The 25,983-nt window shown below is 63.4% G+C and carries 22 protein-coding genes; 17 read left to right on the top strand and 5 right to left on the bottom strand.

The window, feature by feature from the left end; genetic code table 11:
• Positions 1-13: 13 nt before the first annotated feature.
• From L2I41_RS10775 to L2I41_RS10755, 5 genes are all read left to right on the top strand, one after another.
• Complete coding sequence (locus tag L2I41_RS10775) at positions 14-1,108, top strand: branched-chain amino acid ABC transporter substrate-binding protein (RefSeq protein ID WP_237153554.1); 1,095 nt, start codon at positions 14-16, stop codon at positions 1,106-1,108.
• A gap of 145 nt (positions 1,109-1,253) precedes the next feature.
• A complete protein-coding gene (locus L2I41_RS10770; RefSeq protein ID WP_237153553.1) occupies positions 1,254-1,523 on the top strand; it encodes an usg protein in 270 nt (89 codons plus the stop codon).
• A 229-nt stretch (positions 1,524-1,752) separates the two neighbouring features.
• Complete coding sequence (locus L2I41_RS10765; protein WP_237153552.1) at positions 1,753-3,327, top strand: Ppx/GppA phosphatase family protein; 1,575 nt, start codon at positions 1,753-1,755, stop codon at positions 3,325-3,327.
• Positions 3,320-4,063, top strand: a complete 744-nt coding sequence (locus tag L2I41_RS10760; RefSeq protein ID WP_237153551.1) for an RlmE family RNA methyltransferase — start codon at positions 3,320-3,322, stop codon at positions 4,061-4,063. The genes L2I41_RS10765 and L2I41_RS10760 overlap by 8 nt, the downstream gene beginning before the upstream one ends.
• A complete protein-coding gene (locus L2I41_RS10755; RefSeq protein WP_237153550.1) occupies positions 4,060-4,689 on the top strand; it encodes a regulatory protein RecX in 630 nt (209 codons plus the stop codon). Before L2I41_RS10760 ends, L2I41_RS10755 begins: the two co-directional genes overlap by 4 nt.
• A gap of 21 nt (positions 4,690-4,710) precedes the next feature.
• Here the strand turns inward: L2I41_RS10755 and L2I41_RS10750 are convergent, their stop codons facing one another.
• A complete protein-coding gene (locus L2I41_RS10750; protein WP_237153549.1) occupies positions 4,711-6,192 on the bottom strand; it encodes a GGDEF domain-containing protein in 1,482 nt (493 codons plus the stop codon).
• A 644-nt stretch (positions 6,193-6,836) separates the two neighbouring features.
• On the opposite strand from L2I41_RS10750, the gene L2I41_RS10745 reads away from it, so the two are divergent.
• The 4 genes from L2I41_RS10745 (at position 6,837) to recO (ending at position 10,784) form a co-directional block, all read left to right on the top strand.
• Positions 6,837-8,645, top strand: a complete 1,809-nt coding sequence (locus tag L2I41_RS10745; protein WP_237153548.1) for a PQQ-dependent dehydrogenase, methanol/ethanol family — start codon at positions 6,837-6,839, stop codon at positions 8,643-8,645.
• Between the two features lie 16 nt (positions 8,646-8,661).
• The gene (locus L2I41_RS10740) at positions 8,662-9,513 is read left to right on the top strand and encodes a quinoprotein dehydrogenase-associated putative ABC transporter substrate-binding protein (RefSeq protein ID WP_237153547.1); all 852 of its coding nucleotides are present in this window, start codon (positions 8,662-8,664) and stop codon (positions 9,511-9,513) included.
• A gap of 66 nt (positions 9,514-9,579) precedes the next feature.
• Positions 9,580-9,942 (top strand): c-type cytochrome, encoded by a 363-nt coding sequence (locus L2I41_RS10735; RefSeq protein WP_237153546.1) that lies wholly within the window; start codon positions 9,580-9,582, stop codon positions 9,940-9,942.
• A 113-nt stretch (positions 9,943-10,055) separates the two neighbouring features.
• Positions 10,056-10,784, top strand: a complete 729-nt coding sequence (gene recO, locus L2I41_RS10730) for a DNA repair protein RecO (protein ID WP_237153545.1) — start codon at positions 10,056-10,058, stop codon at positions 10,782-10,784.
• Here recO and L2I41_RS10725 read toward each other — a convergent pair.
• Positions 10,765-12,414 (bottom strand): AMP-binding protein, encoded by a 1,650-nt coding sequence (locus tag L2I41_RS10725; protein WP_237153544.1) that lies wholly within the window; start codon positions 12,412-12,414, stop codon positions 10,765-10,767. The genes recO and L2I41_RS10725 overlap by 20 nt on opposite strands.
• Positions 12,415-12,458: 44 nt before the next feature.
• Positions 12,459-14,273, bottom strand: a complete 1,815-nt coding sequence (locus L2I41_RS10720) for an extracellular solute-binding protein (protein WP_237153543.1) — start codon at positions 14,271-14,273, stop codon at positions 12,459-12,461.
• 367 nt (positions 14,274-14,640) lie between these two features.
• Here L2I41_RS10720 and L2I41_RS10715 point away from each other — a divergent pair, with 367 nt between their 5' ends.
• The 3 genes from L2I41_RS10715 (at position 14,641) to L2I41_RS10705 (ending at position 17,213) form a co-directional block, all read left to right on the top strand.
• Complete coding sequence (locus tag L2I41_RS10715) at positions 14,641-15,324, top strand: invasion associated locus B family protein (protein WP_237153542.1); 684 nt, start codon at positions 14,641-14,643, stop codon at positions 15,322-15,324.
• Positions 15,325-15,589: 265 nt separating this feature from the next.
• Positions 15,590-16,084 (top strand): SRPBCC family protein, encoded by a 495-nt coding sequence (locus tag L2I41_RS10710; RefSeq protein ID WP_237153541.1) that lies wholly within the window; start codon positions 15,590-15,592, stop codon positions 16,082-16,084.
• A gap of 205 nt (positions 16,085-16,289) precedes the next feature.
• Complete coding sequence (locus tag L2I41_RS10705; RefSeq protein WP_237153540.1) at positions 16,290-17,213, top strand: hydrogen peroxide-inducible genes activator; 924 nt, start codon at positions 16,290-16,292, stop codon at positions 17,211-17,213.
• A 105-nt stretch (positions 17,214-17,318) separates the two neighbouring features.
• Here L2I41_RS10705 and L2I41_RS10700 read toward each other — a convergent pair whose 3' ends face one another.
• Positions 17,319-19,322 carry an oxidoreductase gene (locus tag L2I41_RS10700; RefSeq protein ID WP_237153539.1) on the bottom strand — a complete coding sequence of 668 codons (2,004 nt, stop codon included), beginning with the start codon at positions 19,320-19,322 and terminating at the stop codon, positions 17,319-17,321.
• Positions 19,323-19,467: 145 nt separating this feature from the next.
• Here L2I41_RS10700 and L2I41_RS10695 point away from each other — a divergent pair, with 145 nt between their 5' ends.
• Complete coding sequence (locus L2I41_RS10695) at positions 19,468-20,403, top strand: LysR family transcriptional regulator (RefSeq protein WP_237153538.1); 936 nt, start codon at positions 19,468-19,470, stop codon at positions 20,401-20,403.
• A 6-nt stretch (positions 20,404-20,409) separates the two neighbouring features.
• Here the strand turns inward: L2I41_RS10695 and L2I41_RS10690 are convergent, their stop codons facing one another.
• Positions 20,410-21,453 (bottom strand): cytochrome-c peroxidase, encoded by a 1,044-nt coding sequence (locus L2I41_RS10690; protein ID WP_237153537.1) that lies wholly within the window; start codon positions 21,451-21,453, stop codon positions 20,410-20,412.
• A gap of 338 nt (positions 21,454-21,791) precedes the next feature.
• On the opposite strand from L2I41_RS10690, the gene ndk reads away from it, so the two are divergent.
• From ndk to L2I41_RS10670, 4 genes are all read left to right on the top strand, one after another.
• The gene (gene ndk / locus L2I41_RS10685; RefSeq protein ID WP_237153536.1) at positions 21,792-22,214 is read left to right on the top strand and encodes a nucleoside-diphosphate kinase; all 423 of its coding nucleotides are present in this window, start codon (positions 21,792-21,794) and stop codon (positions 22,212-22,214) included.
• 181 nt (positions 22,215-22,395) lie between these two features.
• Positions 22,396-22,938 (top strand): response regulator, encoded by a 543-nt coding sequence (locus L2I41_RS10680; RefSeq protein WP_237153535.1) that lies wholly within the window; start codon positions 22,396-22,398, stop codon positions 22,936-22,938.
• A gap of 42 nt (positions 22,939-22,980) precedes the next feature.
• On the top strand, positions 22,981-24,657 hold the full coding sequence (locus L2I41_RS10675; protein ID WP_237153534.1) for an NAD+ synthase: 1,677 nt from the start codon (positions 22,981-22,983) through the stop codon (positions 24,655-24,657).
• Between the two features lie 99 nt (positions 24,658-24,756).
• Positions 24,757-25,551 (top strand): glycoside hydrolase family 25 protein, encoded by a 795-nt coding sequence (locus L2I41_RS10670; protein WP_237153533.1) that lies wholly within the window; start codon positions 24,757-24,759, stop codon positions 25,549-25,551.
• Positions 25,552-25,983 lie beyond the last annotated feature (432 nt).

The raw sequence follows: 25,983 nt of genomic DNA, 5'->3' as shown, positions 1-25,983 counted from the left end.
GTGGGGCAGGCGCATGCGAAAGACAGTTGTCCTCACGGCAATGGTGCTGACCTTGCTCGGAACACCGGTGCTGGCCGCGCCGTTTCTTGTGGGCGTGACAGGGCCGATGTCCGGCAGCTTCGCCGATATCGGGAAGGGCATCGAGGCGGGCGTCAAGATGGCCGCTGATGCCGCCAATGCGGCAGGTGGCGTCGGCGGTGACAAGATCGCGGTGGTGACGGCCGATGACAAATGCGACGCCGACACCGGTACGGCGGTGGCCAACCAGCTGGTGGGCAAGGGTGTGAAGGTGGTGATCGGCCATGCCTGCACGTCGGCGGCTCTGGCTGCGGCGAAGGTCTATGCGGCCAATGGCGTGCTCTACCTCTCGCCGGCGGCGACCAATCCACGCCTGACGGACGAGGGCATCGGCGCCGGGGTGTTTCGGCTGGCGGTGCGGTCCGATCTCGAGGCCAAGGCGCTTTCCGACTATCTGCTCGCCCATTTCAAGGACAAGCGCGTGGCCTTCGTGCACGACGGCAGCATCTACGGGCAGGGTCTCGTGGAGGCAGTAGCCAAGAGTTTCGGCGATGCCGGCGGCAGTGTCGCGATGACGGAAGCCTTCACGCCGGGCGAGAAGAGCCAGAACAGCCTTGTCGGCAAGATCCAGGATGCGGCGGTTTCGGCCGTGGTGCTGGGTGCCTTGCAGTCCGACGCGGCGGTGATCAGCACGGCGCTCAGGGGGCGGGGGCTCGACGCTGCCATCATCGGCGATGAGGCGCTGGGGCTCGAAGACTATGTCAACCTTGCCGGCGATGCGGCGGAGGGGACGGTGTTCATGCTGCCGGATGTCGGCCGGGACGGCGCGGCCGCTGTCGACCTCGAGATCACGCTGCAGGAGAAGCAACGGCAGGCGACTGACACGCTGTTTGCCTCCTATGCCGCGCTGCAGGCGGCGGTGACGGCCTTTGATGGGGCAAGTGATGCTGCAGATGCCGCAGCGCGGCTGCATGCCAATGGTGCCGACAGCGTGCTCGGACCGCTCACCTTCGACGCCAAGGGCGACTGGACCGGTGCGCGCTATGCGCCCTATGTGTGGAAGAATGGCGTGGCGCAGAAGCTTGAGTGAGCGCCGGCGGAGGGGGCTGGCTTCGACAAAACGGGCTGGCAGCACTCACGCGGCATTGCTGCTAACTTATTGATTTACTTTACATAAATCATTTATCCTGCAATCTTGTTTCCGTGGCTCCGGTTAACGTCCATGGAGGCTATGCATGATCGATCGGGAATTCAAATTTCAGCTTGAAGGTTACAGCCTGACCACTGCCCGTATCCTTTACCGCATGCCGGATCACCCGGCGATCCTGCAGACCTACGTCTGGCAAGACTATGACCTTGCCCCGGAGTTTCCCGCGCTCAACAGCTTCCTCGACTTCTGGCGGCGCAAGCTGGACGGGCCGTTGCATTCGGTGGAGGTCGCCGCCAAGAGGCTCATCGGTCTCCGCGAGTTGCGTTTGGTGCGGGAGGAGTATCGCCTGAACTGAGCTTCTTCTCGCGCGTCGGGCACGCTGGTTTCGGCGCGCCCGGCGTCGGAGGCGATTTCGGGTATCAAGAATCCGTCATACAGCTGCGTTGCTGCCTTTGCGTTTGTCGTCGTCAACTGGTACTGTGGTCGGGACGACAAACAATGCGCTGTCGCTTGAGCCCAAGGATCGGACGTGGCTGAAAGGCTGGTCTGGCTCCACGTGGATCGCGGCGCGCAGGAGACTTATTGTGAGCGACGCGGGCGAAGGTAACGACCGCGCAAACCTCGCATCAGGACGTGACGGCAAGGATCCCAACAGCGGTTCCGAACCTGCGTCCGGCAGCCTGTCGAAGCGTGCGGCTCGCCGCCGCCGCAAGCGCCGCCCGCCAGCGGGCAACGCGCAAGCAGACAAGGCTCGTGTGGGAAATGCGCCCACCGCTGGCGACAAGGCGCCGGAACGGACCGAATCCGCTTCCGGGACCAAGTCGGGCGGTTCATCCACATCTACAGGCAAGACCAAGACCGCTGGTGGACGCCGGCGCCGCAAGCGCGGCGGGCAAGCCGGTGCGCAGAAGGCTGCGTTGCGCGGCATGCGCAAGCCGGGACAAGGCAATCCGGAAGCCCGGGGCGAGGGCGGACGTCAGGGTGGCGAAGGGCGCGCGCGCAAGGGCGGCGAGCGCCGTGGCGGCAGTGATGTCGCGACCGAAGCTCGGGCGCCGCAACCGCAGGCGCACCGGCAGGAGTCGCGCTCGGGCGCCGATCAGGTGGTGCCGATTCGCCGTTCGGGTCCCGTGCATGGCGACGGACCGCTTTATGCGGCGCTCGATCTGGGCACCAACAATTGCCGACTGCTGGTGGCCGAACCGCAGGATCGCGGCTTCCGCGTGGTGGACGCCTATTCGCGCATCGTGCGGCTGGGCGAGGGGATTGGCCGGACCGGCCGCCTGTCGGAAGCGGCCATGGATCGCGCCGTCGAGGCGCTGGCCGTGTGCCGGAGCAAGCTCGCCGATCTCAAGGTGCGGCGCATGCGGCTGATTGCGACCGAAGCCTGTCGGCAGGCCGAGAATGGTCCGGTGTTTCTCGAGCGCGTGCGCAAGGAAACGGGGCTGCGGCTCGAAATCGTCAGCCGGGAGACGGAGGCGCGCCTGGCGGTTGCCGGTTGCGCCACGCTGATCGACCCCAAGGCCGAGGGCGTGCTGCTGTTCGACATCGGTGGAGGCTCGTCGGAACTGGTGTGGCTCGATCTTCGGGCCAAGGGCGAGGCGCGCGGCTTTGCGCTGACCCGCTTCATCAGCAAGTGGACATCGCTGCCGGTTGGCGTGGTGACGCTGTCGGAGCGGCATGGCGGTCATATCGTCACCGAAGATGTCTATCAGGACATGGTCCGCGAAGTTGAAGGCATGCTCGAAGGTTTCGAGGGCATGGAAGGCGCGATGGAACTGGTGGCGAACGGGCGGGCGCATATGCTCGGTACGTCCGGCACCGTGACCACGCTGGCCGGCATGCATCTTGGCCTCAAGCGCTATGATCGGCGCCGGGTGGATGGCGTCTGGCTGGATGGCGGGCAGGTGGACGGCATGATCCGGGCCCTGCTGGACATGGGTTACGACCAGCGGGTCGCCAATCCCTGCATTGGTGCCGACAGGGCCGATCTGGTGCTGGCGGGCTGTGCGATCCTGGAAGCGATCCGGCGCAAGTGGCCCTGCGAACGATTGCGCGTTGCCGATCGTGGCTTGCGTGAAGGCATATTGGTGGAGCTGATGGCCCATGACGGCGTGTGGCGCCGACGGGCGCATGCGGCGAGAGGCGAGCAGCATGGCTGATTCAGACAAATCCAAAGGCAAGGGCCGGGGCGAGAACGACGGCCTCAAGGTCAAGGTGAAGACGGCGCGCGGGCGCACGGCTTCCTCGGTGCGCTGGCTGCAGCGCCAGCTCAACGATCCCTATGTGATCAAGGCCAGGAAGGAAGGCTGGCGCTCGCGCGCCGCCTTCAAGCTGATCGAGATCGACGAAAAGTATCATCTTCTGAAGCCCGGCTATCGCGTGGTCGATCTGGGCGCGGCGCCGGGGGGCTGGTGCCAGGTGGCGGCCAAGAAGGTAAACTCCAGCCCCAACAATCCGCTGGTGGTTGGCATCGACTATCTGGAGATGGGATCGATCCCCGGCGTGACGCTGTTCCAGAAGGACTTTCTCGACGACGACGCGCCTGACCTGTTGATGCAGGCGCTCGGCGGGCATGCGCCGGACCTCGTGGTGTCCGACATGGCTGCGCCGACGACCGGTCATCACAAGACCGACCATCTGCGCACGACCTATCTGTGCGAAGTGGCAGCGGCTTTTGCGGTCGACGTGCTGCGGCCGGGCGGTGCCTTTGTGGCCAAGGTGTTCCGCGGCGGCACCGAGAACGAGTTGCTGGCGACACTCAAGCAGAACTTCACCCAGGTGTTCCATTTCAAGCCGCCGTCCTCTCGGCAGGAAAGCGTCGAGATGTATGTGGTGGCCAAGGGCTTCAAGGGCCGTAGCGCCGACGCGGAGGGCGCCGGGGACGATCCTTCGTGAACCCGCGCCGGAGCACGCCATCGGCGGAAGATCCGGAAACCACAGCGGCTGAGGCTCTGCCGGCCAAGCCGACCGATCCGGCGCGCCTGCGGGAGAAACTCAGGCGATCGGGCTTTGCCTATCTGCAGCGCTATGCCGCCTCGCAGGCGCATTTTCGCGATGTGTTGGGCCGCAAGTTCCGGCGCTGGCTTGAGGCTGGCTATATCGTGGCCGAACCGGCGGCGCTGGAGGCCGAAGTTGCAGCGGTGGTCGCAGAGTTCCAAGGTCTGGGATTGCTCGACGACAAGGCCTTTGCCGAGGCTCGTGTGGCTTCGGGGCGGCGCAAGGGCGCATCGCGGCTGCGCATTGCCATGACATTGCGTCGCAAGGGCGTCGACGCCGAGACGGCAGAGGTGGCGCTGGCCGGTGACGAGGGCAGCGACGAGGAGGCGGCGCTCCGCTTTGCCCATCGCAGGCGCATCGGCCCCTGGCGGCGCGATCGAGGGGGAGACGCTGCAACGCTCCGCAATCGCGAGATCGCGGCGATGATGCGGCAGGGCTTCGGCTACGGCCTGGCAAGGACGATCATCGATATGGCCCCGGATGAAGCTCAGGCGCGGCTTGAGGGAAATGCCTTCCCGGATTGAGCCCACGATGCCAGGGCGACGTCAGCCCTGCGACGGGATCACCTGGTTCCGGCCAAGTCGCTTGGCCGTATAGAGATTGCGATCGGCAGCTTCGATGGCAAGGAAGGGCGAGCCGGCGGCCCGCCCGTCGGCAAGGCCGATGCTCACGCTGACCTGCAGGCCGGGTTCGATTTCGTCCCAGTTGCGTTCGAGAATGACGCGACGGAGGCGTTCACAGGAGTTGCAGGCGTCGGCCAGTTCCGCGTTGTCGAACACCAGCAGGAACTCTTCGCCGCCAAAGCGGGCGGCGGTGTCGGTGGAGCGGATGTGCCGACGCAGCAGCCGGCCGATCTCAGCCAGAACCTTGTCGCCGACCACGTGCGTAAAGGTGTCGTTGATCCGTTTGAAATGATCGACATCGATCATTGCCAGCACGAAGGGACGCTGGATGTCATCCCGATAGGACGTCAGGATCATGTCGAGGTGACGGCGGTTGCACAGGTTGGTGAGGGGGTCGACAAGGGCGGCCTCGGTAAGCTGTGCAGCTTTCTCCTCAAGAATGCGAAACGATGCGGCGAACTGCTCCGCGCGCTGGGTCTCGCTGGCGGCAAGGTTCCTGAGCTTGCGCGTTTCGTAGTGGATCTCGGCAAGGCGGGCCTTGTGCTGGGCACGCTCGGCGGCGAGGTGAAGGGCAAGCTGGTGGTATTCCTTGTGCGCTTCGAGCGCTTCCTGGTAACAGCCCTGCTTTTCGTAAGCCTTGGACAGGAAGTTGTTGGCCTGCAGCAGGGTTTCGATGTTGCCGGTCAGATTTGCAAGGAGAATTGCTTCCTTCAGATTTTCAATGGCTTGGGGATACCTGCCCTCGGCAACGAGAGCCTGGCCAAGGGTATAGTAATACTGCTCCATGCCGCGCGTATAGTTGTGGCCTTTGACCTTCGCGTATTTGGTGAGGCACTCGGCGGCGGATATCGTGTCGCCCATGCCTGTATAATAGTCGGCGTTGTTGCCGAGGCAGAGACGCTCGGCCCACGGATCATCGTTTGCGATGGCAAGGCGGTAGGCTCGATCGGTGATTTCCACTGCCTTCAGAAAGGGGCCTCGCGCCGCCGCGGTGTCTCCACTGTCGAGAGCAAAATGGCCGACTTCGGCCCAAACGCAGCCGAGATTGATCATCCACCAGCATTCGTAGATGCTGTCGCCAACTTCCCGTGCCAGATCTGTCGCCCGCGCGCAAAGCTCCATGGCGCGATCGAGTTGCCTGGACATCCAGAAGACAACGCCGAGAACGTTCGTCGCCAGGGAGAGGATGCGGGTATCGTTGGCGAGTTCGGCGAGCTTCAACGCCTGGGCAGCTTCTTCGATGGCTTCTTCAGAAGAGCCGAGCTCCAGCAACAACCAAGCGTAGTGCGCTCGCGCCTTGGCTTCGGGCCCTTGCTGATTGCGGCTTGCCCAATGTGTCGCCGCGTGGCGGGCCAGATCGATGCCCTGCTGCGGTGATCCGAGCTGGAACAAGAAGAAGGCCATGTCGCTTTCGCAATGGGCCTGCAGGTCTGCGTCACCGCTGGACGCAGCGAGCTTCAATGTCTCCTGCGCAAATTCAAGTGCTCGGTCGGATTGGCCGGTGCATGCCAGAAGCCAAGCCTCGTCAATCCGAGAAAAGGTATCCACCGGCGAGTTCGGTGTGTCTGGCAGTTGGCCCAAGTTCGGCAATCCAATCGTGGTTCAATGCCATATCTAGCATATAACGGGACGACCGAAAAACTTGCAAATTCCAATCATAGTATTGTTAGATATGACGGTTTACAAATTGACACTCCGGCGTGACTGGCCGTCTTCCCTCTTAAACATATTCGAAATCTTGTATCCATTTTCGATGCATGCACTTCGAACCCACCCATGCTTCTTCCCCGGCCTGTCGCCGATTGCCTGAAGCTGTCGGTCAACTGTCGACGCTTTGGGAATATTTGGCCGGATTGCAATCTGGACGGCAAATTTCAGACTTTGTTGCCGATAGCCCGTCGACGCTGGGGACTAATTCCCGGGGTAAGCCGTTTTGCTTATCCAAGGGGCCATTGATGACGGGAACCCGAGACAGTTCGGCAGAACTGACTTGAGGCCGCTTCCGAAATGGCTGCAGTGCCCAAAGGCGATCAGGAGTGGAGGTTAACGTGCAACAGACAAGATCCAACCACCGGTGTTCCAGCGGCGTGAGTCTGCGGCGGTCTACCGCTGTCCTGGCACTCGCAAGTGCACTTTCAGCGCTGGCTCCATCCGCCAATGCGGCTCCGGCCGGCAACGACTGGGTGACGCCGGCCGGCGACCTCGAGGGTACGCGCTTTTCAACGCTGAAGCAGATCGACACCACCAATGTCGACAAGCTGGTCGAGGATTTCGCCGTCCCCACCAACACCAAGGGCAGCCATCAGGGCCAGCCGCTGGTGATCGGCGGCATCATGTATATCGTGACGCCCTATCCCAATCGTCTGATCGCCGTCGATACGGCGCAGAAGGGCAAGGTGCTCTGGACCTTCACCCCGTCGCAGGACGAGTATGCGCATGGCGTTGCCTGCTGTGACGTGGTGAACCGCGGCGCCGCCTATGCGGCGGGCAAGATCGTCTACAACACGCTCGACGATACGACCGTCGCCGTCGACGCCAAGACCGGCAAACAGGTTTGGCGCCATCGCCACGGTCGTCCGGAAACCGGCGAGACGCTGACCGGCGCGCCGCTGATCGTCGGCAATCGGGTGATCGTTGGCAATGCCGGTGCGGAACTGGGCATTCGCGGTTGGGTCGCGGGCCTGGATCTGGCCACCGGCAAGCAGGTCTGGCGCGGCTATGCCACTGGCCCGGACTCCGATGTGCTGATCGGCAGCGACTTCAAACCCTTCTACTCGAAGGACGACGGCGCCAATCTTGGCACCACCACCTGGCCCGGCACGACCTGGAAGCAGGGCGGGGCCACCTCCTGGGCCTGGCTCAGCTATTCGCCGGACAGCGATCTTCTCTATTACGGCACGGCCAATCCGGGCGTCTGGAATCCGGACATGCGCGTCGGTTCGCCGTCCAATCCCGATCCGCGCCGCAGCGACAACAAGTGGTCGTCGGCCGTCTTTGCCCGCGATCCGCAGACCGGTCAGGCCAAGTGGGTCTATCAGCTGACGCCGCATGACTCCTGGGACTATGACAGCGTCAACGAGAACACTGCCGTTACCCTGAACATCAAGGGGCAGGACCGCAAGGTCATCGTCCATTTCGACAAGAACGGCTTTGCCTACACCATGGATCAGGTGACCGGCGAAGTGCTGGTGGCGGAACCGTTCGGTGAGGTGAACTGGGCGAGCGGGGTTGATCTCACCACCGGCAAGCCGTCGGTGAACGCGGACAAGATCCCGCATCAGGGCAGGGTGACCAGCAACATCTGCCCGTCCGCGCTTGGCGTGAAGGACTGGGAGCCGTCGGCCTATTCGCCGTCGACCAAGCTGTTCTACATTCCGGCGATCAACGCTTGCGAGAATCTGGAACCGCTGAAGGCGCTCTATGTCGTTAGCGCCCCGGTGATGAGCGCCGACCTTGGCGTGCTGCCTGGGCCGAATGGCGAGTCCGGCAAGTTCCACATGGGCGAGCTCGTCGCCTGGGATGCGGCGACCGGTACGCGCAAATGGGGCGTGACGGAGCAGCTTCCGGTCTATGCCGGCGTGCTGGCGACCGACGGCGGCCTCGTCTTCTACGGAACGCTCGACAAGCACTTCAAGGCGCTCGACGCCACCACCGGCAAGCTGCTGTTCGACACCAAGCTCGAATGCCCGGTGGTCGGCAATCCCATGACCTTCATGGGCAAGGACGGCAAGCAGCGCGTTGCGATCTATTCGGGTGTCGGCTGGTTTGCCGGTGGCTTTGCCGGCGGCAAGTGCCTCGCCAAGCCGGCAGGCGCCACATCGAATGGTGGGCTCGTCCACGTCTTCAAGCTGCCGTAACCAGCGGGAGGCTGTGATGCAACATCACTTGACTGCCGGAGGCCTGGGGCTGGTTGCCCTGCTGGCTCTCAGCGGTGGTGCCTTGGCCGGGGAAGGTCTGTCGCGGGAAGGAGACGGCGTACTGCGCGTCTGCTCCGATCCGGACAACATGCCCTTCAGCAACATGAAGGGCGAGGGCTTCGAGAACCGGCTGGCCGTGATCCTGGCGAAGGATCTGGGATTGCGCCTCGAATACACCTGGGACGCGCTCTATCGCGGCTTTCTGCGCCGGACCTTGCGCGAGGACGATTGTGACGTGGTGATGGGCTTGCCCACCGACCTCAAGGGGGTGAAGACAACGCGCCCCTATTACGAGACGTCCTATGTCTTCGTCAGCGCTCCCTTGCGGGGCAAGGCCCCGGCCTCGTTCGACGATCCGGCGCTCAAGACGATGAAGATCGGTCTGCAGGTGATCGGCATGGACGGGGCCAATACACCACCGGCCATGGCGATCGGGCATCGATCGCTCGGCGAGAATGTCGTCGGCTTTGCGGTGTGGGGGGATGACGAGAACCCCGAGCCGCAGCGGCAGATGTTCGAGGCGGTGGCCACCGGTGAGATCGACGTCGCCTTGGCCTGGGGGCCGGTGGCTGGCTGGTATGCCAAGCGCTACGGCGCTCGGCTTCAGCTGACACCCGTGCTTGCCGATCCGCAGATGCCCGAGCAGCGCTTCAGCTGGTCCATCTCGGTTGGCACCCGCAAGATCGACGGCAGCTTGCGCGACAAGCTGCAGGGCGCGCTCGACCGACACCGAGCCGAAGTGAATGCGCTGCTTGAGGACTATGGCATCCCCCAGGTGGATTCCCGCGCCTATCGCGACGCCAGCTGACCTTTGCAATCCATGGCGTCCGGTATGTCCGGCGCTTTCCCGATCACCCTCCGCGGAGGATTATTCATGACGACACGGTTCAATCGGGCTGCTGCCCTTGCGGTCATCTCCCTTGTGCTGGGGACGACGCTTTCACCGGCCTATGCCCTCAACTCTGCCGGTGAAGGCCGCCGGTTGTGGCTGAAGTTCAACTGCTACGGCTGCCACGGCATGCACGGCGCCGGCGGCATGGGGCCGCGCGTGGCGGGTGAGGGCGAGTATGGCGATGTCTACGAGAAGGTCATGGGCGGCGCCGACGAAGGCATGCCGTCCTACAAGAAGTATATGACCAAGACTGACATCAAGAACCTGGCCGCCTATATGGGCACCATGGGCAAGAAGACCGAGCCGAGCTTCCTGCACTGGTGGGAGACGGTTCCGAGCCGCTGATCACGCATTGACGATGTCCGGCCTTGCCAAGTCGGGCGAAGCGTGAAAACTGGCGATCGGAGACAATCAGGCGGCGCAGCAAGGTGCCGCCCTCCAAGCCCCGGTCGCCACACATGGAATGGGTTTCCGACGCCATCATACTGGGCCTCAGGCCGCATGGCGAAAGCTCAGCGATCGTCGAGGTGATGACGCCGGAGCTTGGCCGCCATCTCGGGCTCGTCAAGGGCGCGCGATCCCGGCGCTGGCAGCCGGTGCTGCAGCCCGGCAACAGCGTCACGGTGACCTGGCGCGCCCGGCTCGAAAGCCACCTCGGACTGTTTGCCATCGAACTCGAACGGGCGCGTGCCGCCCGCTTGATGGAAAGCGCAGCCGGCGTGTTCGGCGTGCAGATCGTCGCCTCCCATCTGCGCTATCTCGCCGAGCGCGAGCCGCATCCGGGGCTCTATCACGCGGCCTTGTCCCTGCTCGACAATCTCGACAATCCGCTGCAGGCCGGCGCGCTGGTGGCGCGCTTCGAGCTGATGCTGCTGGAGGAACTGGGCTTTGGCCTCGATCTCACCTGTTGCGCGGCGACAGGACGGACCGACGATCTCGTCTACGTGAGCCCGAAGTCGGCGCGCGCCGTGTGCCGGGAGGCCGGCGCGCCCTATCACGACCGCATGCTGCCTCTGCCGGCTTTCCTGCTGCCAGACAGTGCTGCGGTTCCCGATCTTGATGCCGTGCAGCAAGCGCTGCACCTGACCGGGCATTTTCTCAACCGCCATGTGGCGGAACCGCGCGCCGAACCGTTGGCGACAGCGCGGGCGCAGCTCCTCGAGCGGATCAGGCCACAGCCTGCATGAACAGGGCCTGACGGAGCACGGCACCGTCGGCGGCGCGCGGAATCTCCGGCACGGCAATCACCGACACCGGGCGGTCGAGCGCGCCCGCCTTCTCCCCGTCGAGCCAGATAAGAATATCCAGGAGCTTGGGATACTCGCCGGGCTTGGGCACCACAGCGACGCCCAGGCGATTGCCGACCGGGCCGGCCTCGATGGGGAAGACGGCCGCGTCCTGCACCTGAGGATGGCGCTTGAACAACTCGTCGAGGCGCGCCGGCGACACGGTGGTGCCGGCCACCTGAATGGTCTCGGTGAGAGAGCCTAGGATCACCAGACGCTCGTCATGGACTTCCACCTGCAGACCGGTGCGCAGATAGCCGTCGGAGGTCACCGCCAGCATGGCGCCGGACTTGCCCGAATGAGGCTCCGGCCAGGGAGCGTCGGGAATGATGGCGCCGGTCAGGTGCAACTCGCCCTGGGTGAGTGTCGCACGACGGTCGCCGGCCTTGATGCGTGGCTTGACGCGGGTCTCGTAGATGACGGGGCCGGCGTCGTTGTTGCGGCCCATGCGGGTGGGGCCGACGAACAGCTGGACGGCTTCACCGTCGGCGTCGCGGGCCCGCGGGATCAGGCAGAGGCCGCCGAGGGTGATGAGATCGAGGGTCGCCCGTTCCGGGCGAATGGCTTCGGGACGGGTGAAGCCGAGGCCGGTCCCCACAAGCGAGAAGGCGATGTCGTCGGCAACATACTCCGACAGCGCCGGGCCCATGGCTTCCGGAAGGATCACGCGCTTGGCGGCAGAGACCTCGACGGCCTCGACAAGGCCGGCCAGCGAGGTGCCATGATGGAAGGCGACCGTGGAGCCGGACAACAGGGCCGTGGCCAACGCGCCGCCCACCGAGGCGAGGCTGGCCGGATGCATGGTGGAGAGCAGCGTATCGCTGCCGGCAATGCCGCCTTCGAGCAGATGTCCGACACCGATGGCCATCAGCTGGTTGTGGCTGTAAGGGACGATCAGCAGCTTGTCGTCGGCCGACTTGGCCATGGACAGCAGGGCGACATGCTCTGCCGCCTGTCCGCGGCGCTGGATCTCGGGCGGCGGGCCGAGGGCCTCGACGTCGGCCAGAACTTCGGCAAGGTCGATCAGGCCGTCCGGCAGGCCGGCACCCACGGCGAAGACGAAGCGGATGGCGAAGGTCTCGGCGGCAACGTCGCGGACCATTTCGCCGGACGGATCGTCTTCGATCTCCGAGGCGGTAACGATGGCCTTGATGGAGGCCGCTTCCACTGCGGCTTCGATCTCGGCCTTGGACCAGTAGACGGGCAGGGGACAAACCACCAGCCCGGCGCGCATGGCGGCGAGCACGATGACCGAGGCATCGACGCAGGGCGGCAGGTGGATGCCGATCACCATGTCCGCCTTCAGCCCGATGCCGGCGAAGAAGGCGGCGAGGCCATCGACGCGGCGCTCGGCATCGGTAAAGGTCAGACGGCTCGACAGGCCGGGAATGGCGCTGGGGCCGATATCCTCAAAGGCGATCTCGTTGCGCCGGGACGCCACCGTGCGCTTGAACATCTGATAGAGGGTCACATGGTTCCACGCGCCGGAGGCCACATGCTGCTTGGCTCTTTCTTCGGACGTCAGGATCATCGTGTTGTTTCCCAACCCATGTTCGGGGTCTGTTGTCCTGTAGATCAGGCGGTGGTCCACCAGGTTTCCGGCTGAATTCCGTTGACGGCAACGACATCCGGACGCGTGATGCGCTTCCAGCGTGCGACGAGATCGTCGGGCAGGTTGAACAGCGGCACACAATAGAGACCGGAAATCAGGATGCGATCGAGGGCGCGCACGGCAGTCTCGAAGTCTTCCTGGCTACGGGCGGCAAGCACTGCGGCAATCATGGCGTCGATGCCAGGATCGGAGGCGCCGGCGTAGTTGAAGGTGCCCTCTGTGACCGCCGACTTCATGGACCAGCGATTGTTCTGCTCGTTGCCCGGCGACAGCGACGCGGTCCAGATCATCTGAAGCATGTCGAAGTCGTAGACCTTCTGACGATCGTAATACTGGGTGGAATCCACCGTTCGGATCGACATGTCGATGCCGATGAGCTTCAGCGTTGCCTGATAGGCGAGGGCGAGCTTTTCCTCGTCCGCAGTCTTGCTCATGAACTCGAAGGCGAAGGGCTTGCCCTCGGCATTGACCAGCTTGTTGCCCGAGAGTGTCCAGCCGGCTTGACCGAGCAGGTCGAGGGCGGCGCGCAGAGCCTTGCGATCATGGCCCGAGCCGTCGGAGACCGGCGGCTTGTAGGTGCCGGCCATCACGTCGTCGCGCAGTGACTTGGCGTAGGGCGCGAGCAGTGCCTTTTCCGCATCGCTGGCCGGAATGCCGAGTGCCGACAGGGATGAACCCTGGAAGAACGAGCCGGTGCGGGCGAAGGCGCTGAAATAGAGATTGCGATTGATGGATTCGAAGTCGAACAGACGGATCAGAGCCTCGCGGACGCGAATGTCCTTGAAGAGATCGCGGCGGGTATTGAAGACGAAGCCGCTCATGCTGCGCGGCGTGCCGGAATGGATCTTTTCCATGACAACCCGTCCGTCCCTGGCGGCGGGAAAATCATAGGCATTGGCCCAATGGCCGGGGTCCGTTTCCATGTAGACGTCGAAAGCGCCGGTCTTGAAGGCTTCGAAGTAGGCCGTTGGATCCTTGAAATACTCGATCTTGATCAGATCGAAGTTGTCGAGGCCGCGCTTGATCGGCAGGTCCTTGCCCCAATAGTTCGGGTTGCGCTTCAGCACGACCTGGCGACCGGGATCGACGCTGTCGACCACATAGGGGCCGGCGCCCATGATGGCGGCCATGGAGGACTGATCGAAGGTGGCCGGGTCGACGGCGTGCTGGGGGAAGATCGGCGTGAGGCCGACCAGCAGCGGCAGCTCGCGATCCTCGCCGTCGGAGAAGGTCAGGCGGACGGAGCGTTCGCCGGTCTTGTCGACACTGACGACCTTTTCGAAGCGGCGCTTGTAGATCGGCCGCCCCTTGTTCTTCAGAAGGTCGATGGTGAACAGCAGGTCATCGACCGTGACGGGGGTGCCGTCTGAGAATTTCGCGTTGGCGTTCAGCGTGAACTCGATCCAGGTGCGATCTTCCGGCATGTCCACCTGTTCGGCGAGCAGGCCGTAGAGCGTGAAGGGCTCATCCGCCGAGCGGAACAGGAGCGTGTCCCACAGATTGTTGCCATAGAGGGCATCGGTCAGACCGCGCGGCGCGTTCCCCTTCACGATGAAGGGGTTCATGCTGTCGAACGTGCCGGAGAAGCCGATGGAGAAGCTGCCGCCCTTGGGGGCATCGGGGTTGGCATAGGGCAGGTGCGAGAAGTCAGCCGGCAAGGCCGGCATGCCGTGCATGGCGATGCCGTGAGCTGCAGCCGCTCTGGCAGGCAACGCAGGCAACACCGCCGCCGCAGCGGTCATGGCGCAAAAGGCGCGACGCGAAAAAACGAGGGACATGATTCTTCCCGCAAACAACAACGAATCTCTTTCACAAAGGCTAACACGAACCGGGCGCTTGCGCCAAAATCTCCGGGCGATTGTCCTTGCTCTATCGGTGGATAGGTGGTGGTGCGGTCCTGACTGGCAGATTGACGCGGCAGTTCGGGCGTCAGCCACCATGTCGCCCCATTTTGCGGTCAACAGAAATCCCGAGTTCGGCGGACATGGGTGGGACCTATTTGCATCAGCTTCGGCGAGAAAACGCGAACCGGACGCCGGAGCATGTGAATCCCCATTATGCTGTTGACAAGCTGACCGAAATCGGACGAACGGTAGCGCCGATCGGCGAAGCTTCGTTTTTGAACATTTAAAGAGGATTGAGCGAATGGCGACACTTTTCTCCCTCAGGACGCTTGCCGCTGCGGCAACGCTGGCGCTGACGGCGTCGACCGCCCTGGCGCAGCAGGCCGCCACCCCCGCGCCGGCTCCGGCCGCAGCAGGCGCCGCCGCCGGCACGGATGCCGGCACCGACAATCCCTGGAACAAGATCTGCGGTTCGGATCCGCGGACCAAGAAGCAGATCTGCTTCACCGTGCGTCAGCTGCTGACGGACTCGGGCCAGTTCCTTGCGTCTGCCGGCGTGCGTGAAGTCGATGGCGAGACGCGCAAGATCCTGCTGGTGCAGACCCCTGTGGGCATGCTGATCCAGCCGGGCATCCGTGTTCAGATCGACCAGAACGCCCAGGTTCCGGGCAAGTACACCATCTGCATGCCGAACGCCTGCTTTGCCGAAATCCCGATCAACGACGATTTCGTTTCGGGGATGAAGAAGGGCAAGGATCTGATCATCACCACGCAGAACCAGCAGGCCAAGGCGCTGAACTTCCCGATTTCGCTGACGGGCTTCACCGGTTCCTACACCGGCCCGGCCATCGACACGGCCGCCCTGCAGCGCCAGCGCGACCAGCTCGCCGAGGAAGTGCAGCGCAAGGCCAAGGAAGCCCAGCAGAAGCTGCTGGACGCGCAGAATGCCGCCAGTGGCAACGCGGCTCCCGCGCCGCAGCAGTAAGCTCTGGCTTCAAGTCAAGACTGATCGAACGCCCGCATCACTGCGGGCGTTTTTCTTTGGTGCTGCGACAAACTCAACATTAACTGGATTTCATTGGAGTTGGTGGTGTTCCAGATTGGATACTTTCCCTGTGTCGGCCAATTGAATTGAGAAATATTCCCGATCTTTCGCCCGTAATCTGACGGCATCAGCAAGGTAGACTTTCGTTCTGCTTTGGATGGTGTGCCAGATTCCGGCGGGGTCGGGCTCATTCGGGGAGGGGAAGATGAAGAGAATTGGAACGGCCTTGCTGATCCTGTCCACCGTTGCCAGCGCTGCGGAAGCCGCCGGTGTGAAGTTTCGGCTGGAATCGCAAGAGGTGGATGCGCTGAAGGCTTTCGATGCCATTGGCGACTTCTGCGGCATCAAGGACTGGCATCCCGACGTTACCGGCTGCGAGATCGGGGAACGGGATGGCAAGCAGATCCGTACCCTGACGCTCAAGGATGGCGGCCACATGGTCGATCGGCTGGATGCCTATGACAAGGGGACGTTGACTTGGGTCATCAGCACGATCGAGGGTCCGTTTCCCGTTCAGTGGCTGATGGCCAAGCTGTCGGTCAAGCCGGATGACGAAGGTGGCGCCGGCATCAAATGGGTCGGTACCTTCGAGCCGCAAGCTGGGGCGAGCGAAGAGGCCGCCAAGGCGCCGATCGAGAACTTTTACAAGCACGGGATAGAGGGCCTGTTCGCCAAACTCGGCGTCAAGCCAAAGTCCTGATCTCAGGGGCCCCGACCGAGGAGGCTGCCGCCGGCTTGCAGGTGCCGGCGGCAGCCGTTTCCGGTTTCCGCCGCCGTGTCAGCCGGGAAAACAGCGGGAACCGAAGGGACAGTTTCAGGCGTGACAAGGCCCTCGACTGCCACATAGCGCCGGGCGCTCAAAAGGTTCCAATTGCATTTTCGGTCGCAGGTGATAGCTTTTTCTTATGAAAATCACCCTTCGACAGCTGCGTTATCTCGATGCCCTTGCAAGCGAGGGCCACTTCGGGCGTGCCGCCGACAAGTCGGCGGTAACGCAACCGGCACTCTCAACCCAGATCCGTGAACTTGAGGAGGCCCTCGGGTGTCGCCTGGTGGAGCGCGTGCCGAGCGGCGCGCGGCTGACCACGCTTGGCGGAGCCATTGTCGAACGGGCCCGGCGCATTCTCGCGGATGTCGGAGAGCTTGAGGATTTCGCCCGTGCCGCATCGGACAAGGTGGCGGGGCCTCTGTCGCTCGGGGTTATTCCGTCGATCGCGCCCTATCTGCTGCCACGCCTGCTGCCGCGTCTGGCGGAGACCTATCCGGACTTGCGGCTGACAGTGCGCGAGACGGTGACGGCGACGCTGGTCGAGGAACTCAACCAGGGGCATCTGGATGTCATCGTGGCCTCCAGCCCGCTCGGCGACAGCAATCTGGTGGAATGGCCGTTGTTCCGCGACACCTTCCTGCTGGCCCTGCCACCGAAGGGGCCCTATGCGCTCGGTGCCGTCAGCTCGGCCGCCGACATTCCGCCCGAGGCGCTGTTGCTGCTTGAGGATGGCCATTGTCTGCGCGACCAGACACTGGCCTCCTGCGGAGCCATCGACGCGCGGCGTCTCAGGAATGCGGGCGTGACCAGCCTTACGACCATTCTGCATCTGGTGGCGGCGGGGCAGGGGATCACGCTGTTGCCGGAGCTGTTCCTGTCGGCCGGGCAGGTGGACGAGAGCCAGATCCGGCTCGTGCGCTTTGCCGAGCCCGAACCGCATCGGATGATCTGCGTTGCCTGGCGCAAGACCAGCCCGCTGTCGGATATCTACGAGAAACTGGCCGAGGTGGTGCAGGGACTGGCCAATGATCGTACGTCCCGGCCTGTTGCGGACCGCTGAGCACGGGCGAGGCGTCGAAACAGCTTTCACACGCATGACGAGGCGACCGGGGGCAAATGATGCCTCCGGTCGCTTTTTGTCTTGCGCGCCAGTCGTGCTGCGCGATCAGATTGCGCGGGCCACCTCGTAGGCGTCCCAGATCGCATACATGATGTTGGAGACGGCGCGGGCGTCGCCGAAGGCATAGGCTTCCGGGACCTTGTTGCGCACCTTTTCGAACAGGCTACGTTCGGAGGTGTAGCCGATGGCGAGGATTGCGCTGTCGGCCGGGACATAGGTCTCCATATCGCCCTCCTTCGACTTCACCACGAAGCCACCGTCGGTCGGAGCAGCCACATAGCTCGAGGTCATCACCTCGATCTTCTTGAACTCCATCAGTTCGTGCAGCATGTCGTGGTTTGCGTGGCAGAGCGGCCCGGCGAGCGCGAGGATGTGGTCGGCAAGTTCCACCACGGTCACCTTCTTGCCCTGGTCGTAGAGCCAGAGCGCCGTTTCGCAGCCGACCAGGCCGGCGCCGATGATGATGGTTTGGTCGCCCGCCGGCTTGACGCCGTTGAGGACGTCCTCGGCGGTGTAGACATTGGCCGCATCGCCGATCTTCAGCATCTTCGGCTTGGAACCAGTGGCGACGATCAGCACGTCCGGTGCCGCCTTCACGATCATCTGTTCGGTGACTTCGGTGTTGAACACCAGAGGCACCTTGAGTTCGCGCAGCTCGCGCTCGTACCAGGCCAGCAGCGCGTGATCGTCTTCCTTGAAGTCGGGCACACCGCCGGGGATGACGACGCCGCCGAGCCTGTCGGACTTTTCGTAGAGCGTCACCACATGGCCACGCAGGGTGGCGACGCGGGCGGCTTCCATACCGGCGATGCCTCCGCCGACGATCATCACGGTCTTCTTTTCAAGCGCCGGCGTCAGCTGATAGTCGGCTTCGCGGCCGCAGGCCGGGTTCACCGCGCAGGAGACCTGAGCATATTTGGCGAGCCGCCCCATGCAGCCTTCCTGGCAGGAGAGGCAGGGGCGCACGCGGTCGAACTTGCCGGCCCGCACCTTGTTGGGCAGTTGCGGATCGGCGAGCAGCGGCCGGGCAAGGCCGACGAAGTCGGTCTGTCGGGAGACGATGGCGTCGGCCGCGAGGTCGGGATTGTCCATGCGTCCGGCGGTGATCACCGGAACCTTCAGGATGTCCTTGAGGATCTTGTTGTAGGGCAGATAGAGACCCTTGGACTGATACATGGGCGGATGGCTCCAGTACCAGCTGTCATAGGAGCCGACGTCGCCGTTGAAGGCGTCGTAGCCGGCCGCTTCGAGGATCTTGGCCGCTTCGATGCCTTCGGGAATGTCGCGCCCCATCTCGACGAAGTCTTCGCCGGGCAAGCCACCCTGCAGCCAGTCCTTGATGAAGGACTTGATGGAGTAGCGCAGGGACACGGGGAAGGCCTTGCCGCAGCGGGCCTTGATGGCCTCGACGATCTCGATGGCGAAGCGCAGGCGATTTTCCAGGCTGCCGCCATACTCGTCCGTGCGCTGGTTGAACATGGAAATGGCGAACTGGTCGAGCAGGTAGCCTTCGTGGACGGCGTGGATCTCGATGCCGTCGAAGCCGGCCTTCTGGGCGATTTCGGCGCTGTCGGCGAACTTGCGGACGTAGGTCTTGATCTCCTCGATGGTGAGGGCGCGGCAGGTCACGCCCTTCAGCCAGCGGTGCGGGATGGGCGAGGGGGCGACGGCGGTGGAGCCGACGATCGAGGGGATCGACACGCGGCCGAAGCCGGCGGAGAGCTGCAGGAAGATCTTGGCGTCATACGCGTGGATGCGTTCCGTCATGATCTTGGCGGTCTTGATGAAATTGAGCGGATTGAGGGTCGGGCAGGGCATCGAGGGCAGGGCGCACTTCTCGATGTCGTTCTCGACCATGGTGACGCCGGTCATGATCAGGCCGGCGCCGCCTTTGGCGCGTTCCACGTAATACTCGACGCCGCGGTAGTTGTAGCTGCCGTCCGGATCGCACAGGCCGCCGGGGCCGATCGGGGCCATCACGTAACGGTTCTTGATCTCGACCGAGCCGATCTTCATGGGCTCGAACAGGATTTCGTGGGCTTGTTTCATGATGGGTTCCAGCGGGTGTCCCGCCCCTTCTGCGATGGATGTCGCCCGACCGGCGACTGATCTTTCGCTGTGACGTTAGGGGTGCGTTGCCATCCCTACAAAGACTTGATATGAATAGTATCCATACTTTTTGGGTATATAAGCAATGGACCTGAGGCACTTTCGCTACTTCTCCGCCGTCGCCGATGAGGGGAGTGTCAGTGAGGCGGCTCGCAATCGGCTGCATACGGCGCAGCCGTCTCTCAGTCGCCAACTCAAGGATCTTGAAAGGGAATTAGGCGTCGAGCTGTTCGAACGGCGCGTGCGGGGTGTCGTCCTGACCCGCGCCGGGCGGGTGTTTCTGAGCCATGTCCGGCGCATCCTGCGGCAGGTGGACGATGCCGTGTCGGCGGTGCGGGACGCGCCGCTCACCATTCGGGTAGGTATTATACCTGGCCTCGAAACCTTCGTGCTTCCCGACTTCATGCGCCTTGCGCGCGACCATTCCGGCGAAGTGGAGATCGAGGTCACCAGCAATGCCTCGACGGCCCTGATCCAGGACCTTCGGGACGGAGAACTCGATCTCGCCTTTGCCCGCCCCGCAGAGACCGACCTCGACCTGCACTTTGAGCCCATCGGCCACAGTCACGTCATCGCCTATCTGCGCGAGGACCATCCTTTGGCCGCCCTCGAGGCGCTGACCTTCAACGATCTGGTCGGCCACACGTGCATTTCGGTCAATCGCAAGGTTGCGCCATTCCTGCGAGGCGGCATCGATGCCTGGGGGCAGCAACGCGGGCTCGCCCTGTCACCCACCCATGTGGCCGCCGACATTGCCTCGGTCTTCTCGTTGATCCTGGCAACCAATGGCGTGGCGCTCATGCCGGATTATGCGGCCTTGCTGTTGCCGGCATCCGTCATCGTGCGGCCGCTCGTCGATGGGCCGGCGCCGCTGCTTCTGACCATAGCCTATCGTCCGCTCGGCCCTTCGCCGACGCAGCGGTTGATTGCGGCGGTGGCGCGCGATTGGCCGAGGGCGACACAAGAACAAGAGACGCCGGCATCGCAGGACGCCGGCGCAAGTTTGGCGACACGCAAGTGAAGGGAGTTACTTCAGCTTGATGGGCTCAGGGCGCGGTGTGTCGGCCGTTTCCGGGGGCAGGACCGGAAGCTCGACCGGACGCAGTTCGCCCGTGAGAGTGGTCAGGAAGTCGGCGATAGCCACTTCCTCGGGATCGGTCAGCGTCTGGCCAAGCTGGGCGCTGCCCATGATGCCCACCGCCTGCTTGAGGTCCCAGACCTTGCCGGAATGGAAGTAGGGGGCGGTGATGGCAACGTTGCGCAGCGGCGCGACGCGGAAGACATATTCGTCGCTGGCGGTCTTGGTGACGGCGAAGCGGCCCTTGTCCTTTTCCGGCAATACGTCGGCACCTGGCTTTTCCACCACGCCGAAGGGCTGGTAGCCGTTGCCGCCGAAGTTGGCGCCGTTGTGGCAGCCTGAGCAGCCCTTGTCCATGAAGAGGGCGAGGCCGGTCTTCTGCTGGGCGGTGAGGGCGCCGTCGTCACCTTCGAGCCAACGGTCGAAGGCGGAAGCGGGCGTCAGCAGCGTGGCTTCGAAGGCTTCGATGGCCTTGGCCATGTTGTCGAAGCTGACGGGCGCCTTTTCACCGGGGAAGGCGTCGGTGAACCATTTGCCGTAAGCGGGCATGCTGTTGAGCGTGGCGACGACGCGATCGGGCGTCGACGCCATCTCCACACCAGCCTGCACCGGCCCCTTGGCCTGGGCCTTGAGGTCCGCGGCGCGGCCATCCCAGAACTGGGCTTCGTTGAGAACCGCATTGAGCACTGTCGGTGCGTTGCGCGGGCCTTTCTGCCAGCCGTGGCCGATGGAGGTTTCCTGATTGTCGTCGCCGCCGGTTGTCAGATTGTGGCAGGTGGCGCAGGCGATCAGGCCGGATTCCGACAGGCGGGGTTCGAAGAACAGGGCCTTGCCCAAGTCGATCTTGGCTTTGGTGATGGGATTGTCCTTCACGGCGGGAAGGATCGAGGGAATGGACTTGAACTGTGCGGTTGCCTGATCCCGCAGGGCGTCGGCATGGGCCGGCACGACGAGGACCGCGCTGGCCAGCAGCAGGGTGAGTTGAAAGCGCATGAGGCCTCCCAGTGAGTTGGAGAACCCCTTTAGATTAGAATTAGTCTAATTCTAAACTTTGATCTGGATCAATCGCAGGTTATTAGAATGAGACAAAAGTGCAATTAAGCGTTTGCGCTGAAAGTAAGGTTTCATAGCTGGTTGATAGTCAAGTTTTACAGGGGGCAGGCGCCGGGGCAGGCCGGGAAGTCCGCCTTCGAGCTCTCGTTCCCGGGCGAAGTCGGAAGTCACGTCTTGCGGGCCGGGCGCGGCACGGCTATAAGCCCGGCACTTTCCATTTTTCCGGGCCAATCCTTACGGATTGTGCCCAGTTGCCAGCCAGAAGAGGCAGATTTCAAATGGCCATCGAACGCACTTTCTCCATGATCAAGCCGGACGCCACCAAGCGTAACCTGACCGGCGCCATCACCGCCAAGCTTGAGGCCGCCGGCCTGCGCGTCGTCGCTTCCAAGCGCGTGTGGATGAGCAAGTCCCAGGCTGAAGGCTTCTACGCCGTTCACAAGGAACGCCCCTTCTTCGGCGAGCTGGTCGAGACGATGACCGCCGGCCCGACCGTCGTTCAGGTTCTGGAAGGCGAAGGCGCCATCCTGAAGAACCGCGAAGTGATGGGCGCCACCAACCCGGCCAACGCTGCCGAAGGCACCATCCGCAAGGAGTTCGCCCTGTCGATCGGCGAAAACTCGGTGCACGGGTCGGATGCTCCGGAAACCGCTGCCGTCGAGATCGCCTACTGGTTCTCGGGCATCGAACTGGTCGGCTGATTGCCGTTTCAGGTCAGGTGTTGATGAAAGGCGTCACCGGAACTCCGGTGGCGCCTTTTGTCTTTGGTTCTCAAGGCTTGCCGGGGAGCCGTGACAATTTAAACCAAATTTTCGATATTTGCATTTAGCCTCCGCGTGGACCGTCGCGCAGAGGGCGGGGTCGTGACATGTGGGATTGGACATGCTGCAAAGGACCCAGTTTGGCTCCTATGTTGCGCTTGATGCGCTGCGCGTCGGGATCATCGACGACAGCGCCTATTTCCGCAAACTGCTGCGGACCATCCTGACCGCCTATGGCATCCGCCAGATCTTCGAGGCATCAACGCAGAATGAGGCGTTGGAAATGGTGCGTTTCCAGCGTCTGGACGTGCTGCTCCTCGACTGGAACCTTGGCACAGGCGGCAACGGCATGAGCCTCATCGACACCGTCCGCACCCATCCCGATCGGCAGATCTCTACGCAGGCGATCGTGATGGTGTCCGCCTACAGCGACAAGCGGCAGGTGCTGGAGGCGGTGCGGCTCGGGGCCAACGACTTCATCGTCAAGCCGGTGTCGGCCAAGCTCGTCTACGAGCGCCTGCGCCGGTTGACCACGACCAAGATCGTGTACCAGCGCGTGGGCAACAGGCTGGTCCCGGTCAAGCCGGCACAGACGAAGACCGGGTTCGATCCGACGGTGGTGATCCCCGTTTCCACGCGAGAAGGTTCGTTGACCTTCCTGTGATGGTGTTGCCCGTCCCGATCGGACAGGCTAATCCTAGCCATCATGACTTCGATCTCGGCACCTCGCTCCCTCACCTTCGCGCTCGCTCAGCTCAACCCTGTGATGGGCGACATCTCCGGCAATCTGGAAAAGGCGCGGGCGGCGCGGGCGGAAGCCAGGCGCGCCGGGGCCGATCTCCTGGTGCTGACCGAGCTGTTCATCTGCGGCTACACGCCGGAAGATCTGGTGCTGAAGCCTGCGGTGCAGCGCGACTGCCGCAAGGCGATCGAAGCTCTCGCGGCCGATACCGCCGACGGTGGACCGGGTGTGTTGATCGGTACGCCCTGGGTTGCTGATGGCAAGCTGCATAATGCCGCCGCCTTGCTGGATGGCGGGCGTGTGGCCGGTCTTCGTTTCAAGGTGGATCTGCCCAACTATTCTGTCTTCGACGAGAAGCGCGTTTTCGTGCCCGGTCCGATGCCGGGGCCGATCGACTTCCGCGGTGTACCGCTTGGCGTGCCGATCTGTGAGGATATCTGGGGTCCCGATGTGGTCGAGTGTCTGGCGGAGACGGGCGCGGAACTGTTGGTTGTCCCCAACGGCTCGCCCTATCGGTGGACGGCGTTTGACGAGCGCATGCAAGCGGCGGTGGCGCGCGTGGTCGAGAGCGGGTTGCCGCTCATCTATCTCAACACGGTCGGGGGACAGGACGAACTGGTGTTCGATGGTGCAAGCTTCGCCATCAATGCCGACCGTACCCTTGCCTTGCAGATGCCGGCCTTCCGCGAGGCCTTTACCCTGGTGACCGCCATCAAGGGCGAGGATGGCTGGACGGTGACGCCTGGCGAGGTGATTCCGCTGCCCGATATCATGGAGGCCAACTGGCGCGCCTGCGTGCTCGGTCTGCGCGACTATGTCGACAAGAACCGTTTCCCCGGTGTGGTGCTCGGCCTGTCCGGCGGTATCGACTCGGCGGTTGTTGCGGCCATGGCGGTGGATGCTTTCGGACCGGAGCGGGTGCGCTGCCTGATGCTACCCTATCGCTATACCTCCATGGACAGCCTTGAGGACGCCGCCAAGTGTGCGGCCGCGCTCAATGTCCAGTATGACGTGGTGGAGATTGTCGACCCGGTGGAGGGCTTCCTGAAGGCGCTGGGGCCGATGTTCGAGGGCACCAAGTCGGATACCACCGAGGAAAACCTGCAGTCGCGGGCGCGCGGCGTGATCCTGATGGCGGTGTCCAACAAGTTCGGATCGATGGTGCTGACTACGGGCAACAAGAGCGAGATGAGCGTCGGCTATTGCACGCTCTATGGCGACATGAACGGCGGGTTCAATCCGATCAAGGATCTGTACAAGATGGAGGTCTACGCGCTGGCGCGCTGGCGCAACGACCATCAGCCGGAGGGCCTCAAGGGGCCGGGCGGCGAGGTGATCCCCGAGCGCATCATCACCAAGGCGCCGACGGCGGAGCTGCGCGAGAACCAGACCGACCAGGACAGCCTGCCGCCCTATCCGGTGCTCGACGCCATCCTGAAGGGACTGGTGGAAGAAGAGCGGACAGTGGCCGAGCTGGTGGCCTCCGGCCTCGACGAGGCGACGGTGAAGCGCATCGAACATTTGCTCTACATCGCCGAGTACAAGCGCCGGCAGGCGGCGCCGGGTGTGAAGATCACCACCAAGAACTTCGGTCGCGACCGCCGCTATCCCATCACCAATCGCTTCCGCGACCGGGGATAAGCGCATACCGATAGATCCTGCGAATCGCTGAACTCGGCTAGGCTCTGCCACTGAGGGTCCGGTTGCGGGCTGTGGCGGCTTACTCTGCGGTGAGTTCAAATGATATTGCAGGCCAGATTGCTGCGTCGCCTGATGGGCGGCGCGTTGTTCGTTTCCGCGCTGGGACTGGTCGGCTGTTCGTCGGTCGGCATTGTGGAAGCGCCGGCCGAACGGATGACGGACCCGGGTGAGACCTTCGAAGTGCGGCAACCGTCGTCGAAGACCATCGAGGGGATCGACGTCTCCTATTTCCAGGGCGACGTGGACTGGCATGCGGTGGCCGCCGACAAGATCCGCTTTGCCTGGATCAAGGCGACGGAGGGCGGTGACCGGGTCGACGAAAAGTTCCGCCAGAACTTCGACGGGGCGGCAGCCGCTGGCGTCCTGCGCGGCGCCTATCACTTCTGGTACCATTGTCGGTCCGGTGCCGAGCAGGCCGCCTGGTATATCCGCAACGTGCCGCGCGACGCCTCCGCGTTGCCGCCGGTGCTCGACATCGAATGGACGCCGACGTCGCCCACGTGCCGCAAGCAGCCGCCGGCCGATCAGATCTATGCGGACATGCAGGCCTTCCTCGATGCCGTGCAGGCCTATTACGGCAAGCGTCCGGTGATCTACACAAGTGTCGATTTCTATAGGGATCGGCTCGTCGGAGCGTTTCAGAATTACCCGCTCTGGGTGCGGTCCGTCGCTGCCGAGCCGCAGGAGAAATACGGCAATCGCTTCTGGCATTTCTGGCAGTATACCTCGACCGGGCAGGTCAAGGGTGTGCCGGGCAAGGCGGATCGCAACGTCTTCCATGGAACGAGCGAAGAATTCGAGAAGTTTCTGGCGGAGAGCGTGATCGCCCGGTGACCTGGGCGCTATCGAGCGGCCTTCCGATTGCGCGGGAATGTGCGATATTCGGAGTGGAATGGGCGGTTCCCGCAGCCCGTTCCTTTATTCATCGACGAAAACTGAGGCGGACCGTTGTTGACCAGTGGTCCGCTGTTTTCGTCAGGATGAACTCCAGTTTCAACGGTTTGAACCGCATCGTCTGGACTCCCTATCGAGAGCGAGGCTGTCGCCACAGCCGGGCGAGGCCAAGTTATTGTTCGGCGCGTTCGCGCCGGTCGCCGTTTGGCTCTGGCGGCTGTTCCAGCCGCATCCGGTCGCACATCTGGTCTGGTGCTGCTGCTTTTGATCTCGATTTGTTCACCGTCCATGAGTTGTCGCGGGTTGTCAATTTCCGGGGCTATCGGCCGTGAAAAAGCCCGCCCGCATTGCTGCGAACGGGCTCCAGAGTGT

Origin of the sequence: Oryzibacter oryziterrae (genome assembly GCF_021864535.1) — a bacterium.
Taxonomy (GTDB): Bacteria; Pseudomonadota; Alphaproteobacteria; order Rhizobiales; family Pleomorphomonadaceae; genus Pleomorphomonas; species Pleomorphomonas oryziterrae.
Note: the sequence above shows the minus strand (reverse complement) of the source record. Positions and strands in the feature narration are given on the sequence as shown.

Excerpts from the sequence above, each read along its gene's own strand:
- L2I41_RS10775 (WP_237153554.1), top strand. The coding sequence starts at position 14 with ATGCGAAAGACAGTTGTCCTCACGGCAATGGTGCTGACCTTGCTCGGA.
- L2I41_RS10770 (WP_237153553.1), top strand. The coding sequence starts at position 1,254 with ATGATCGATCGGGAATTCAAATTTCAGCTTGAAGGTTACAGCCTGACC.
- L2I41_RS10760 (WP_237153551.1), top strand. The coding sequence starts at position 3,320 with ATGGCTGATTCAGACAAATCCAAAGGCAAGGGCCGGGGCGAGAACGAC.
- L2I41_RS10750 (WP_237153549.1), bottom strand. The coding sequence starts at position 6,192 with ATGGCCTTCTTCTTGTTCCAGCTCGGATCACCGCAGCAGGGCATCGAT.
- L2I41_RS10740 (WP_237153547.1), top strand. The coding sequence starts at position 8,662 with ATGCAACATCACTTGACTGCCGGAGGCCTGGGGCTGGTTGCCCTGCTG.
- L2I41_RS10735 (WP_237153546.1), top strand. The coding sequence starts at position 9,580 with ATGACGACACGGTTCAATCGGGCTGCTGCCCTTGCGGTCATCTCCCTT.
- recO (WP_237153545.1), top strand. The coding sequence starts at position 10,056 with ATGGAATGGGTTTCCGACGCCATCATACTGGGCCTCAGGCCGCATGGC.
- L2I41_RS10725 (WP_237153544.1), bottom strand. The coding sequence starts at position 12,414 with ATGATCCTGACGTCCGAAGAAAGAGCCAAGCAGCATGTGGCCTCCGGC.
- L2I41_RS10720 (WP_237153543.1), bottom strand. The coding sequence starts at position 14,273 with ATGTCCCTCGTTTTTTCGCGTCGCGCCTTTTGCGCCATGACCGCTGCG.
- L2I41_RS10715 (WP_237153542.1), top strand. The coding sequence starts at position 14,641 with ATGGCGACACTTTTCTCCCTCAGGACGCTTGCCGCTGCGGCAACGCTG.
- L2I41_RS10710 (WP_237153541.1), top strand. The coding sequence starts at position 15,590 with ATGAAGAGAATTGGAACGGCCTTGCTGATCCTGTCCACCGTTGCCAGC.
- L2I41_RS10705 (WP_237153540.1), top strand. The coding sequence starts at position 16,290 with ATGAAAATCACCCTTCGACAGCTGCGTTATCTCGATGCCCTTGCAAGC.
- L2I41_RS10700 (WP_237153539.1), bottom strand. The coding sequence starts at position 19,322 with ATGAAACAAGCCCACGAAATCCTGTTCGAGCCCATGAAGATCGGCTCG.
- L2I41_RS10695 (WP_237153538.1), top strand. The coding sequence starts at position 19,468 with ATGGACCTGAGGCACTTTCGCTACTTCTCCGCCGTCGCCGATGAGGGG.
- L2I41_RS10690 (WP_237153537.1), bottom strand. The coding sequence starts at position 21,453 with ATGCGCTTTCAACTCACCCTGCTGCTGGCCAGCGCGGTCCTCGTCGTG.
- ndk (WP_237153536.1), top strand. The coding sequence starts at position 21,792 with ATGGCCATCGAACGCACTTTCTCCATGATCAAGCCGGACGCCACCAAG.
- L2I41_RS10680 (WP_237153535.1), top strand. The coding sequence starts at position 22,396 with ATGCTGCAAAGGACCCAGTTTGGCTCCTATGTTGCGCTTGATGCGCTG.
- L2I41_RS10675 (WP_237153534.1), top strand. The coding sequence starts at position 22,981 with ATGACTTCGATCTCGGCACCTCGCTCCCTCACCTTCGCGCTCGCTCAG.
- L2I41_RS10670 (WP_237153533.1), top strand. The coding sequence starts at position 24,757 with ATGATATTGCAGGCCAGATTGCTGCGTCGCCTGATGGGCGGCGCGTTG.